We start from the raw sequence: 12,372 nt of genomic DNA, 5'->3' as shown, positions 1-12,372 counted from the left end.
CTATGAGTACTGTTGAAAATAAAAATTCCGCAAAACGGTTTCTGTGTATAACGGCAGTCTCTGTTGTTGTATTGCTCTTGGGTATAGGGTGTCTTAGTTATATGGTAGACCCGCTTTTCCAGTTCAGGGTTAACGATAGCGGGCATTATTTTCTGAACCCGTGGCTTATGAATGGCGGATTAGCCAGAAATTACGATTACAATACAGTCGTATTAGGATCATCTATGGTGCAAAACTATGACATGTCTATTATTCGGAAAAATGATCCGTCGGCAAGACCGGTAAAGCTATCTACAGGCGGAATGAACAATAAGGAAATGGAATATCTGTATTCTTTTGTCAGAAAAGATAGCGTAAGATCTTTCATCATAAATTTAGATATACCACAGTTCAATCTCGGATTCGAAGAACTTCGTTATCCAACGTTCCTTTATGAAGGAACGTTCCGCAATAAGTTTGAATACCTGTATGGGTATGAGACACTTATTCGTTTTCTCCCTGTCGATCTGATTCTCCCTCTGTACCTAAATGGAAAAGGCGAAATCCCTGTCGAATATGAGATGAAAACGGACCTTGATAAGATTGGGAATAATAGCCATCAGAACCAATACGGCGCCGGATACGTTAAAGATCTGTACCTGAGTGGCCGTACTGTTTCCGTGCAGGATATGGATGGTATGGAAGAACGCATGCGTAATAAACTGGATACGCTGCTGGATAGCTTTGCTATGGACGATTATAAGAATATCCGGTACACGATCGTGTTGTCTCCTTATTCTGCCTTGTATTGGCATCATACGAAGGTATGCGGATACCACGATCAGTTCATTGATTTTGTATACTACCTCAATCGGTCGTTGGAAAAATACGATAATGTGAAATTGATGTTTTTCTTCAATATGGACGAAATTACAGATTTAAATAATTATTCCGACATTTCACATTTTAGCCCGGTAGTGACCAGCAAAGTGCAGGAAAATATTCATAATCCCATATATGAGCTTAATTCCTCTAATATAGATACCAAAATTCATCAGTTAGACAGTTTGGTTCGTATATTTGAGGAACAAAACAGAGATTGGTTACCTAAAAATTGATATGATATGTTTGTAGTTAACGGGCGGTATTTGACACAGAAAGCAACGGGAGTTCACCGCTATGCTTTTGAGATATGTAATAAGCTTCACGAGATGGGCGTAGATTTCCATGTGGCTGTTCCGCAGGAAATACATCCCGACTACACGTTTAGCTTCAAGACCGTGAAGTGCGGCTCACTGAAGACTCACATGTGGGAGCAGATATCTTTACCCGGATATCTGAAAAGCATAGGCAGCCCTCTATTGATAAGCTTTACAGGGTGTGGCCCGCTTAACTATAACAATCAGATAATGACGATTCATGATGTTTCGCATGAACGTTATCCTGAATGGTTCTCGAAAAACTACTATCGTTTCTATCATTTCATGATGCCCCGCATAGGGAAGAAAGCTCATGCTGTGTTGACTGTAAGCGAATTTTCGAAAAGGGAAATTGTGGAAACATTAAGCATCGACGCCGATAAAATACATGTCGTACATAGTAATGTACCCTTCCATAATAAACCCTCAAAGGAAGAAATACTTAATTTTCGGCGCGAACCCGATGCCGAAAGGTATATCCTGGCAGTATCGTCTATGGATCCGCGGAAGAATTTTGTGCGTCTGGTCGAAGCTTTTAATAAAATAAAAGACAAGTCTGTAAAACTGTACATCATAGGGATGTCGTTCAAGGCGTTCAATACTCCCGATTTGCAAAAGCTGATAAGTGAGAATGTACACCTGCCCGGATATATTCCCGACGAAAAACTGCAACTGATGTATCAGAATGCGCTTTTATCCGTATATCCGTCTTTATACGAAGGCTTCGGGCTTCCTCCATTAGAGTCGATGACGTATGGTTGCCCGGCTATCAATTCGGCTATTCCGGCTTTGCGCGAAGTGAGTGAAGATGCCGCATTGTATGTAGACCCGTATGATGTGGAAGATATGACATTGAAGATAAATCAATTGCTCGTGGATGAGCCGTTGAGGAAGGAGTTGCAGCTAAAAGGGCTGGAACAAATAAAGAAATATTCGTGGGATAAATCCGCGAAACAGGTATACAAACTGGCGCAGCAGTTTATGTGAATTTCTGGTTCGATTCCCTGATCTTGTCTTTTATTATCTGAACTAATGCAATAACTAAAAGGATAGCAGAAGCGGCCAAACAAGTATAACTCAATGTTTTACTTGAATCAAAATTCAGTAATCCGATAGAAGTCAGCAACATAGCTGATGGGATTAGTGCATACGACATTGTAAAAGGCCTGGACGTTTTCATTATTGGTATTATTTTGTGTTCTATATATTAGATGCAATAAATGACAAAAAGTTACATAAAATAACTATATTTTATATTTATTTAACTTTTGGGGCGTTTTAGCTCTGTACTATTATCGATGCTGTACTAAGAGTCTGTTTAAATTTTAGCGAAAATTTTTATTACAGGTTCAGGTCAATAGTTCTTAGCAATTTTTTTATGCTCTTTTTACCGTATTTTTGGCTCCGCCGATTTTCAATACCCTTTTTACTCTTGGTTTAGCCCGCTAATTAGCTCCGCTGACCGTTGGTTCGGCTAGCAAAAATGATAAAATCCATCTAACAATAGCTATAAAAAAGATTTGCTATAAAATTTAAACAGACTCTTATTCTCTTTTTTCGGTTTTGCTTATTTTTACAAATGTATTATTTTTATTGAATAAGGTTGTATAATAATCTTTATGTCAGGTTAACCGGATGATACTCATAACATAGATGAATAAAAGGAATCGGATATGTTCATTCAGTGATTGATGAATTTTCTTTTTGATTAAAAAGCTATGCTTTTTGCTTTGAAAATCCCTTTATTTAATCTACTTTTGCATGGTAATAGAAAAAAACGATAGCACATGGTTATTTTCTATGATACAGAATGAATTACAACATCTAAAATTAACTATTCAAAATAACTAAAAACAGATTTAATTTATGAGTTGGTTACTTAAATCTTCTATTGGCCGGAAGTTCATTATGGCTTTGTCTGGCTGTTGTATGGTTTTGTTCCTGCTGTTTCACATGTCGATGAACTTGGTTTTAGTGTTTTCTGCTGAAGCTTACGATATGATTTGTGAGTTTTTGGGAACAAATTGGTACGCGATTGTTGGAACAATGGGACTGGCAGCATTATTTATCGTACATATCATATACGCGATATTGCTGACATTGCAGAACAGAAAGGCTAGAGGAGGTGATGCATACGCTTCATCAAATCTGACGGAAGCTACCTGGACATCTAAGAATATGTTTGTTTTAGGAGTTGTCATCCTTGCTTTCCTGTGCCTGCACCTTTACGATTTCTGGTACAAGATGCAGTTCTCCGAACTACTTCACCTGCCGGGAGCAGAATCGAAAGGATCGGTTATCGCTTTGGCTTTGTTCAAAAATCCGGTACATGTGGTTCTTTACCTTATTGGTATTATTGCCGTATGGTTCCATCTGTCTCATGGTGTTTGGAGCATGTTCCAGACTACAGGTCTTAGTGGCCGTACATGGTTGCCTCGTTTAAAAGTGATTGCGTATGTAGTTGCTACAATTATCGCTGTAGGATTTGCTATTGTTCCTATCTATTGCTTGGCAAGAGCATATTTATGCCCGTTCGCTTAAATAGGCGCTGATTATTTTTGTTAAAGATTAAAAGAAAAACAGATATGAGTACTATACTAGATCCAAAAAAAGATTCGAAAATACCTGATGGACCATTGGCCGAAAAGTGGACCAACTACAAAGACCACCAGAAACTGGTAAACCCTGCTAATAAACGTCGTCTCGATGTGATTATAGTGGGTACAGGTCTTGCCGGAGCTTCCGCTGCCGCCTCTCTTGGCGAAATGGGCTTCAATGTGTTGAACTTCTGTATTCAGGATTCTCCTCGCCGTGCGCACTCTATCGCTGCGCAGGGAGGTATAAATGCTGCAAAGAATTATCAAAATGACGGGGACTCTGTTTACCGTCTGTTCTACGATACAATCAAAGGTGGAGACTACCGTGCACGCGAGGCTAACGTTTATCGTCTTGCAGAAGTGTCGAACAGTATTATCGACCAGTGTGTGGCTCAGGGAGTACCTTTTGCGCGCGAATACGGAGGTTTGCTAGACAACCGCTCTTTCGGTGGCGCTCAGGTTTCCCGTACATTCTATGCTAAAGGACAAACAGGACAGCAGCTTTTATTAGGTGCTTATTCTGCCTTAAGCCGTCAGGTACAAAAGGGTAGTGTAAAATTATATACCCGCTACGAAATGCTTGACGTGGTAATGATCGATGGCCGTGCACGCGGTATTATCGCCCGCAATCTGGTAACAGGTAAACTGGAACGTTTTGCCGCCCACGCCGTGGTGATTGCCACAGGTGGATACGGAAATACATTCTTCCTTTCTACCAACGCAATGGGATCTAACGGTTCTGCTGCTGTTCAGGCTTACAAAAAAGGAGCTTACTTTGCTAATCCTTGCTATGCGCAGATTCACCCTACATGTATTCCGGTTCACGGAGAATTCCAGTCGAAACTAACTTTGATGTCAGAATCTCTTCGTAACGACGGACGCATCTGGGTGCCTAAGAAAAAGGAAGACTCGGAAGCGATCCGTGCAGGTAAATTGAAGCCTACTCAAATAAAAGAAGAAGACAGGGATTACTATCTGGAAAGACGTTACCCTGCATTCGGTAACCTTGTTCCCCGCGACGTTGCTTCACGGGCGGCAAAAGAAAGATGCGATGCCGGTTATGGTGTAGGCTCTACAGGCCTAGCCGTTTACCTCGATTTCAGCGATGCTATCAACCGTTTGGGACGTAATGTAGTAGAAGCAAAATATGGTAACCTGTTCCAGATGTATGACAAGATCGTTGACGAAAACCCATACGAAACCCCGATGATGATTTATCCTGCTATCCACTATACAATGGGTGGTATCTGGGTTGACTATGAACTGATGACTTCAGTAAAAGGCTTGTTCGCACTTGGTGAAGCTAACTTCTCCGACCACGGAGCTAACCGCCTTGGAGCATCTGCCCTGATGCAGGGGCTGGCCGATGGGTACTTCGTATTACCATATACTATCCAGAACTATCTGGCTGACCAGATTACTGTACCGCGTTTCAGTACAGACCTTCCTGAGTTTGCCGAAGCAGAGAACGGAATTAAAGAAAAAGTTGCCAAACTGATGAATATCAAAGGTAAGCGTTCTGTAGATTCTATTCATAAGCAGTTAGGCCTTATCATGTGGGATTTTGTAGGTATGGCACGTACAAAAGAATCTCTTGAAAAAGCAATTGAAGAACTGAAAGTTGTGAAAAAAGAGTTTTGGACAAATGTTCGTATCCCGGGAGATGCCGGAGATTTAAATACTGAGTTGGAAAAAGCATTGCGTTTAGATGACTTTATCGAAATTGGTTTACTGATGGCTTATGACGGACTGAACCGTAATGAATCGTGTGGTGGTCACTTCCGTGAAGAATACCAGACACCAGAAGGTGAAGCCCTCCGCGACGACGAACACTATTCTTATGTTGCATGTTGGAAATATCAGGGAGAGGGCGTTGCGCCTGAGCTTGTAAAAGAACCACTTGACTATGAGTTCGTAGTAAGACAACAAAGAAATTATAAGGCATAAAATAAACGACAATGGAAAAATTAATAAATATAACATTAAAAGTTTGGCGTCAAAAAGGTCCACAGGTAAAAGGGGCTTTTGAGACCTATTCACTTGATGGCATTTCTACTGAAAGCTCATTCCTCGAAATGCTTGATATCTTGAACGAGAACTTGATAAATGAAGGAAAAGAGCCGATAGTGTTTGACCACGACTGTCGTGAAGGTATTTGCGGTATGTGTAGCCTTTATATCAATGGGCATCCTCACGGGCCGGATGAAGACATAACGACTTGCCAGTTGCATATGCGTAAGTTCAAAGATGGGGAGACTATTACGATCGAACCTTGGCGTTCGGCAGGGTTCCCTGTAATCCGCGACCTGATGGTAGACCGTAATGCGTTCGACAAAATTATGCAGGCAGGCGGTTATGTGAATGTAAACACCGGAGGTATACCTGACGCGAATGCGATAGCCATCCCTAAAGTAGATGCGGATGAAGCGATGGATTCGGCTTCTTGTATCGGTTGTGGTGCTTGTGTTGCTGCATGTAAGAACGGTTCGGCTATGCTGTTCGTATCGGCTAAAGTGAGCCAGTTGGCACTCCTTCCGCAGGGACGCGTTGAGGCAACCCGCCGTGCGAAGGCAATGGTAGCTAAAATGGACGAACTGGGATTCGGTAACTGTACCAATACTGGCGCATGCGAAGTAGAATGTCCTAAGAACGTTTCTATCAGCAATATCGCGCGCTTGAACCGTGAGTTCCTGAAAGCTAAGTTTAGAGATTAATAAAAAATCTTGCAAAATAAAATGAAAGGCGGTTATCTATGGGTAGCCGCTTTTCTTTCTCTGGGAGGTTAAAATCGGAGAAGTATTTTAATTATATCTTGAAATTCCAATATTATGTCCTTAAAATACGCAATAATAGGTACAGGAGCCATAGGAGGCTATTACGGCGCGAGGCTCGCCAAAGTAGGAAAAGACGTTCATTTCCTGCTTCATTCCGATTATAATTATGTAAAACAGCATGGATTACGGGTAGACTCTGTAGACGGCGATTTTACACTTGCTGCTATAAATGCTTATGATAGTACAAAAGATATGCCCCGGTGCGATGTGGTATTGGTATGTCTGAAATCTACAAACAATCACCTGCTGAAAAACTTATTACCCCCTCTGCTGCATAAGGATACACTGGTAATTCTTATTCAAAACGGTTTGGGGCTAGAAGAAGACCTGCATCAGGAGTTTCCCGGCCTGCATATTGCGGGAGGATTGGCTTTTATTTGCTCCAGTAAGGTAGGAGAGGGGCATATCGCTCATTTCGACTATGGCAAGCTTAATCTGGGCTCATATTCATGTAAGGATATAAATATATTGGAGCAGGTTTGTTCCGATTTGGTTCAGGCCGGAATAGAAACGCAGATATTGGAACTAGAACTGGCTCGCTGGATGAAGCTTGTGTGGAATATTCCATACAATGGCATGACCGTTGTGTTGAATACCGCGACAGATATACTGATGAATAACCCTTCTACATATACATTGTTAAGGGATATGATGCTGGAGGTTATCCGTGCGGCGAATTATGTAGGCAAAGGACGATTTTCGATACCGGAATCGTATGCAGACCAGATGCTTGAAATGACACGTCAGATGACGCCTTATTCTCCCAGTATGAAACTTGATTTCGATTCCTGCCGTCCGTTGGAAATCGATTATATTTACACACATCCGGTAGCCGAAGCCGGCAAGGCAGGATATGAGATGTCGCGTGTATCGATGCTGGAAAAGCAACTGAGATTTATACAAGACCAGTACATAAAAAAATAAGCAGAAATCAAATTTCTGCTTATTTTTTATATTCTGCATATTTTCTTTTACGGATTGATCAGGAATAATACAGCGCGGTTTTTATCATTTTCCAATTGGAATGGTTGCAATCCGTCGCCTTTCCAGTTAACCGAAAGCCTGTTCCTTGCAATACCGTATTTTGTTTCCATCGCCTTAGCTACTGCATTTGAGCGTTGCTCAGACAACCTCATATTGATTTTTGCATTACCAGTTTTCTTATCGGCATATCCTGTTACTACACAGGTTGCTCCCGGATTTTCATTCAGGTAATTAACAGCTAATTCAATCTTAGCCCATTCTGACGCGTCAATCACATATTTGTTGATACGGAAGAACACAGGATCTGGTAAAAAGAATGGTTTTTTATCTACTACAGCAATTACCGGAGCCGGATTGTCTATCGGCTTGGTCTCTTGTACGATAGGGGCTGTTTCCTTTACCGGGGCACATAGATTCGGGATGTTGTCTGGGCATCCAAAGAATTTCTTCCTTTTACTCGCCGGATTTGATAAGACAATAGTTTGTCCGGGAGTATCACTTCTTAATATTGTAATACGATCATCACTTATTAATTGAACTGCCGGTTCGTCAGAAGAGCTTGTAGTTGTAGTTGTGACATTTTGTGCTTTTGCAGGAAATACAAACAATCCCAGAAGCATAAATGATAATAAAAGTCTTATTTTCATAATAATATTCTTGGTGTTAAGGTAAATACCTATATACTCATATTAATATACAAATTTAATATATTTCTTATATTACAGTCAAGTTTTTTAAGAAAAGATTCGTGAAATCTCTGAAATAATTAACCGGTTAATGCTTTTTTCTGAAAAAGAGCTTAGCTTTCGTCGTTTTATACGGGTTCACATACCATTGTCATTCCTATACTTTCTTTACCTTTGCATCTTTATTTATCGGATATGCAACAACGGACTATTATAGAGATAAGGGGGGCGGTACCCCGTTTCAGCAATTTGAGGTTTAAGGAACCTGTAAATTGGGTAATTAAAGAGGATGAGCATTGGGCTGTGATCGGCCCCAATGGCGGTGGCAAGAGTCTGTTGATTGATATCCTGTCGGGCAAATATGCATTGAACGAAGGGGTGGTAACCTGCAAAAATGAAAGCGGGGACAATCAGGCTGTTTCTTCCGTTGTAAAAAGTGTTGCCTTCAAAGACATATACAGCATTGTTGACACACAAAATAGTTACTACCAGCAGCGTTGGAACAAGGGTGACGAACAGGATGTACCTGTAGTAAAAGACCTGATACGGAATGCTGACCCCGCCTGGCTCGATACCTTAGTGGAATGGATTGGTATTTCGGAACTGTTGAATAAAGAAGTGAACCTGCTTTCCAGCGGAGAGCTTCGCAAGTTCCTGATCGTACGGTCTTTGCTGTCAAAGCCCCGTATCCTCATATTGGATAACCCTTTTATAGGGCTTGATGCGCCATCCCGTATAATACTGAATGAATTATTAGCCCGGTTGTCCGAAATGGATGATTTGCAGATAATTTTGGTATTGTCAAACCCATCGGATATTCCGGTAATGATAACGCATGTATTACCTGTAAAAGGCAGATGCATATATCCGCCTGTATCTTGCACGGATTTTGTTCAGGATAGCCCTTTTCAGGAATTCCTGTTTCCTGAGGCAGAAGTAACGGGCTTGGACAAACTGGCTAAAACATCATCAGATAGCGATACTTTTCTTAATGCCGCTATCTTGCGGAATATACATATCCGATACGGCCAGCGTACTATCTTGAAGGATCTGGACTGGACGGTAAAGCGCGGTGAAAAATGGGCGTTGCTGGGTGCGAATGGTTCGGGCAAATCAACATTGCTGAGCCTTGTATGCGGCGATAATCCGCAGGCGTATGCAAATGACATAACGCTGTTTGACCGCAGGCGTGGAACAGGGGAGAGTATCTGGGACATCAAGAAACGGATCGGCTATATTTCTCCCGAAATGCACTTGTATTACCTCAAGAATGTGCGGTGCCTCGATGTTGTGGGTTCCGGCTTTTTCGATACTGTAGGCCTGTACCGGAAGTGTAACGGGGAGCAGGAAGCACAGGCTTTGGAATGGATGAAATTGTTCAGGGTGGAACACCTTAGGGATGTTTCTTTCCTGAATATATCTTCGGGCGAGCAGCGACTGGTATTACTCGCGCGTGTTTTTGTAAAGAACCCCGATTTGCTGATACTGGACGAACCGCTGCACGGGCTGGATGTAATGAATAAGAAAAGGGTAAAGAAAATTATAGAAGAATATTGCGATTCCGGTAAATCGTTGATATATGTCACTCATTACGATCACGAGATACCAAGCGTGGTAGATAAGCGGCTGACACTTGTGAAAAACAGATGATTTATTATAGAAATGCACGTAAACAAAAGCAATTTCTATAGCATTCTATGCACTTAATAAAAAAATTACTATTTTTGAATTAGAAATAAAAAGAATGACCTAGAGCCTGTTTTAAATTTTAGCGAAAATTTTTATTACAGGTTCAGGTCAATAGTTCTTAGCAATTTTTTTATGCTCTTTTTACCCTTTTTACTCTTGGTTTAGCCCGCTAAACCTGCTGGCAAAAATGATAAAATCCATCTAAAAATAGCTATAAAAAAGATTTGCTATAAAATTTAAACAGACTCTTAAAATGGTATTTCGTTTTTTACTTTTATCAGATGAAGTCGAAGACTTCAAGCGTGAAATCCAAATAGATGCGGACGCTACATTTTTCGATCTGCATAAAGCGATTATAGAATCCGTTGGCTACAATGAAGGGGAAATGTCCTCATTCTTTATTTGCAGCGACGATTGGGAAAAAGAACAGGAGATCACTCTTGTGGAGATGGATACAAGTTCGGATGAAGACTCGTACACGATGGAGGCTACCGTGCTGAATGATATGCTTGAAGATGAAAAGCAGAAGTTGATGTATGTGTTTGATTACCTGACCGAACGCGCTTTCTTTATGGAGCTTCGTGAAATTATCACAGGTACCGATTTAGAAAAACCTGTTTGTACAAAATCGGCGGGAGACCCTCCGGCTCAGTTTGTTGACTTCGATATGGATGCTGCCACCACATCATCGTTAGATATAGGTGAGAATTTTTATGGAGACGAAGGTTACGATCTGGATGAACTCGACGCCGAAGGTTTTGACGGACTGGATAATCCTCCGTTGCCTAGCGACGAGGAGTATTAATGAAGCATCTGATAGTACTGCTTGGCCCTACAGGAGTGGGGAAGACAGCACTTAGCCTTAATGTGGCAGAGCATTATCATTCACCTATAATATCTGCCGATTCACGACAATTTTTTAAAGGACTGGAGATAGGTACTGCCGCACCCTCTGCAGAACAGATGGGGCGTGTGCAGCATTATCTTGTGGGCATGCTCGATGTGACGGACTACTACAGTGCCAGCGAGTTTGAGCGTCAGGCGTTGGACATCATCGGGGAACTCCACAGGTCGCACGATGTACTCATCGCTTCGGGCGGCTCTATGATGTATATCGATGCCTTGTGCAATGGCATAGACGATGTGCCTACAATTGATGAAGAATTGCGGAAAGAGGTTTACGGATTGTATGAACGGGACGGCCTGGAGCCTATAAGGGCGCAGCTAAAAGTTCTCGATCCCGATTTTTATAATGAGGTTGACCTGAAAAATTATAAACGTGTTATTCATGCACTGGAAGTCTGCCTGATGACCGGAAAGCCTTATTCCCAGTACAGGACTAAGACAAAGAAAGAACGCCCATTCAATATTGTAAAAATAGGCCTGACACGCGACCGTGAAGAATTGTACGGCCGTATAAACAGGCGTGTGGATGAAATGATGGAAGCGGGCTTGATGGATGAGGCAAAACGGTTCTATCCGCAGAGGAACCTTAATTCATTGAATACAGTCGGCTATAAGGAACTGTTCAAATATCTGGACGGAGAGTGGACACTTGATTTTGCGGTGGAGAAAATAAAGCAAAGTACACGTATTTATTCCCGCAAGCAAATGACATGGTTCAAGCGTGATAAGGATATTCATTGGATTAATTTGTCGGAGGTGAGTGAAGATGATGCGTTAAAAAAAATAATATCTGTTAGCGGCTGTTAACAAAAGTACGCTTATAATTGTTTAATTAAAATAGAATCTATATTTTTGACGATATTTATAAAATTTAATTATGAAAACAAGACTATACAAGTATTTAGTTATTTCGCTACTGGCAGTATTAGGTGTTACAGGGTTAACGAGTTGTGGAGATGATATAACAGAGCAGTATTATGTTGTCGGCACACAGTTGAGTAACGAATATATCCTTGTTAATAAGAATCAGTGGAATTGGGATGAGGATCTTGAATGCTATGTCTATTCACATAATCTCTCTGCTCTTGATGACCATGTATATAATAATGGAGCAGTAGTTACTTCTGTGTTCGTAAATCCTGATAAAGATTCAGAAAGACTGGAGCAACTTCCATTCTTATTTACATACTGGGCTGAATATGATGATGGAGAATGGCGGACATATACAGAGAATCTTAATTGTTCGTATAAACCAGGCGTTGTCACGTTCTATATTCAGGCATCAGACAGAACTGATGGAGGAGTAACAGATAATTATGAATTTAAAGTGTCATTGATTTGGGAAGATTAATCAGCTTTGATATAAAAGAAAACGAAAACAGGCATATCACTTATGCCTGTTTTTTTAGTTCGCCCAGCATGGGTGTATTCTAATGGGTGCAAGTCCCTCACACGCCCTAACAACGGGAAGTGTCTAGCCTTGAGCAAGGGTGTCCTT

12 protein-coding genes are annotated in these 12,372 nt (G+C 41.2%); 10 read left to right on the top strand and 2 right to left on the bottom strand.

The annotated features are described in order from the left end of the window. Nucleotides 1-2: 2 nt before the first annotated feature. Complete coding sequence (locus tag D0T84_RS13695) at nt 3-1,097, top strand: hypothetical protein (protein ID WP_163308426.1); 1,095 nt, start codon at nt 3-5, stop codon at nt 1,095-1,097. Nucleotides 1,098-1,103: 6 nt separating this feature from the next. Then, complete coding sequence (locus tag D0T84_RS13690) at nt 1,104-2,165, top strand: glycosyltransferase family 1 protein (RefSeq protein ID WP_163308425.1); 1,062 nt, start codon at nt 1,104-1,106, stop codon at nt 2,163-2,165. On the opposite strand, the gene D0T84_RS13685 is transcribed toward D0T84_RS13690, so the two are convergent. Next, the gene (locus tag D0T84_RS13685) at nt 2,158-2,358 is read right to left on the bottom strand and encodes a hypothetical protein (RefSeq protein ID WP_163308424.1); all 201 of its coding nucleotides are present in this window, start codon (nt 2,356-2,358) and stop codon (nt 2,158-2,160) included. The two genes, D0T84_RS13690 and D0T84_RS13685, sit on opposite strands and share 8 nt — an antisense overlap. A gap of 686 nt (nt 2,359-3,044) precedes the next feature. Between D0T84_RS13685 and D0T84_RS13680 the strand changes: the two genes are divergently transcribed. The 4 genes from D0T84_RS13680 (at nt 3,045) to D0T84_RS13665 (ending at nt 7,533) form a co-directional block, all read left to right on the top strand. Further along, entirely contained in the window at nt 3,045-3,719 is a 675-nt protein-coding gene (locus D0T84_RS13680; protein WP_163308423.1) for a succinate dehydrogenase cytochrome b subunit, read from the top strand. Between the two features lie 44 nt (nt 3,720-3,763). Then, entirely contained in the window at nt 3,764-5,722 is a 1,959-nt protein-coding gene (locus D0T84_RS13675) for a fumarate reductase/succinate dehydrogenase flavoprotein subunit (RefSeq protein WP_163308422.1), read from the top strand. 11 nt (nt 5,723-5,733) lie between these two features. Beyond that, a complete protein-coding gene (locus D0T84_RS13670) occupies nt 5,734-6,489 on the top strand; it encodes a succinate dehydrogenase/fumarate reductase iron-sulfur subunit (protein ID WP_163308421.1) in 756 nt (251 codons plus the stop codon). Nucleotides 6,490-6,603: 114 nt separating this feature from the next. Further along, entirely contained in the window at nt 6,604-7,533 is a 930-nt protein-coding gene (locus tag D0T84_RS13665) for a putative 2-dehydropantoate 2-reductase (RefSeq protein WP_163308420.1), read from the top strand. A 47-nt stretch (nt 7,534-7,580) separates the two neighbouring features. Here the strand turns inward: D0T84_RS13665 and D0T84_RS13660 are convergent, their stop codons facing one another. Beyond that, nucleotides 7,581-8,240 (bottom strand): OmpA family protein, encoded by a 660-nt coding sequence (locus D0T84_RS13660; RefSeq protein WP_163308419.1) that lies wholly within the window; start codon nt 8,238-8,240, stop codon nt 7,581-7,583. A 234-nt stretch (nt 8,241-8,474) separates the two neighbouring features. Between D0T84_RS13660 and D0T84_RS13655 the strand changes: the two genes are divergently transcribed. The 4 genes from D0T84_RS13655 (at nt 8,475) to D0T84_RS13640 (ending at nt 12,225) form a co-directional block, all read left to right on the top strand. Then, complete coding sequence (locus D0T84_RS13655) at nt 8,475-9,929, top strand: ATP-binding cassette domain-containing protein (RefSeq protein ID WP_163308418.1); 1,455 nt, start codon at nt 8,475-8,477, stop codon at nt 9,927-9,929. 292 nt (nt 9,930-10,221) lie between these two features. After that, entirely contained in the window at nt 10,222-10,773 is a 552-nt protein-coding gene (locus D0T84_RS13650; protein ID WP_163308417.1) for a plasmid pRiA4b ORF-3 family protein, read from the top strand. Continuing rightward, on the top strand, nt 10,773-11,681 hold the full coding sequence (miaA, locus tag D0T84_RS13645) for a tRNA (adenosine(37)-N6)-dimethylallyltransferase MiaA (protein ID WP_163308416.1): 909 nt from the start codon (nt 10,773-10,775) through the stop codon (nt 11,679-11,681). Before D0T84_RS13650 ends, miaA begins: the two co-directional genes overlap by 1 nt. Nucleotides 11,682-11,751: 70 nt before the next feature. Next, on the top strand, nt 11,752-12,225 hold the full coding sequence (locus D0T84_RS13640) for a hypothetical protein (RefSeq protein ID WP_163308415.1): 474 nt from the start codon (nt 11,752-11,754) through the stop codon (nt 12,223-12,225). The last annotated feature ends 147 nt before the right edge of the window (nt 12,226-12,372 follow it).

Source organism: Dysgonomonas sp. 521 (genome assembly GCF_010501055.1).
Lineage (GTDB): Bacteria > Bacteroidota > Bacteroidia > Bacteroidales > Dysgonomonadaceae > Dysgonomonas.
This window is presented reverse-complemented; position numbering and strand designations above follow the sequence as displayed.

What these genes read in the sequence shown, in the direction of transcription:
- D0T84_RS13695 (WP_163308426.1), top strand. Translation starts at nt 3, where the DNA reads ATGAGTACTGTTGAAAATAAAAATTCCGCAAAACGGTTTCTGTGTATA.
- D0T84_RS13690 (WP_163308425.1), top strand. Translation starts at nt 1,104, where the DNA reads ATGTTTGTAGTTAACGGGCGGTATTTGACACAGAAAGCAACGGGAGTT.
- D0T84_RS13685 (WP_163308424.1), bottom strand. Translation starts at nt 2,358, where the DNA reads ATGAAAACGTCCAGGCCTTTTACAATGTCGTATGCACTAATCCCATCA.
- D0T84_RS13680 (WP_163308423.1), top strand. Translation starts at nt 3,045, where the DNA reads ATGAGTTGGTTACTTAAATCTTCTATTGGCCGGAAGTTCATTATGGCT.
- D0T84_RS13675 (WP_163308422.1), top strand. Translation starts at nt 3,764, where the DNA reads ATGAGTACTATACTAGATCCAAAAAAAGATTCGAAAATACCTGATGGA.
- D0T84_RS13670 (WP_163308421.1), top strand. Translation starts at nt 5,734, where the DNA reads ATGGAAAAATTAATAAATATAACATTAAAAGTTTGGCGTCAAAAAGGT.
- D0T84_RS13665 (WP_163308420.1), top strand. Translation starts at nt 6,604, where the DNA reads ATGTCCTTAAAATACGCAATAATAGGTACAGGAGCCATAGGAGGCTAT.
- D0T84_RS13660 (WP_163308419.1), bottom strand. Translation starts at nt 8,240, where the DNA reads ATGAAAATAAGACTTTTATTATCATTTATGCTTCTGGGATTGTTTGTA.
- D0T84_RS13655 (WP_163308418.1), top strand. Translation starts at nt 8,475, where the DNA reads ATGCAACAACGGACTATTATAGAGATAAGGGGGGCGGTACCCCGTTTC.
- D0T84_RS13650 (WP_163308417.1), top strand. Translation starts at nt 10,222, where the DNA reads ATGGTATTTCGTTTTTTACTTTTATCAGATGAAGTCGAAGACTTCAAG.
- miaA (WP_163308416.1), top strand. Translation starts at nt 10,773, where the DNA reads ATGAAGCATCTGATAGTACTGCTTGGCCCTACAGGAGTGGGGAAGACA.
- D0T84_RS13640 (WP_163308415.1), top strand. Translation starts at nt 11,752, where the DNA reads ATGAAAACAAGACTATACAAGTATTTAGTTATTTCGCTACTGGCAGTA.